At 57.3% G+C, this 232-nt stretch carries 1 protein-coding gene; it reads left to right on the top strand.

The features are described 5' to 3' along the window. Positions 1 to 2 precede the first annotated feature (2 nt). A partial coding sequence (locus BN2475_RS36410; RefSeq protein WP_342744672.1) for a group II intron maturase-specific domain-containing protein occupies positions 3 to 232 on the top strand: 230 nt, incomplete at its 3' end.

The following is a 232-nucleotide window of genomic DNA, read 5'->3' as shown; positions in this document are numbered from 1 at the left end:
AACTGGCCGATCAATGCAATCCCACGATACGTGGTTGGTGGAACTATTACGGGGCTTTCTATCGGACGGCCATGCAGGGGCTCGGTCGGTATCTGGACCGCAAGCTCGCACGCTGGGCCCGGTGCAAGTACAAAACGCTACGACGGCATAAACGGCGTAGCGACGAGTGGTTGCACAAGATGAGGAAGGCGTACCCGCGACAGTTTGTGCACTGGCAGTTTCTGGGAGCAAA

Source organism: Paraburkholderia ribeironis (assembly GCF_900019265.1).
Classification (GTDB): Bacteria; Pseudomonadota; Gammaproteobacteria; order Burkholderiales; family Burkholderiaceae; genus Paraburkholderia; species Paraburkholderia ribeironis.
Note: the sequence above shows the minus strand (reverse complement) of the source record. Positions and strands in the feature narration are given on the sequence as shown.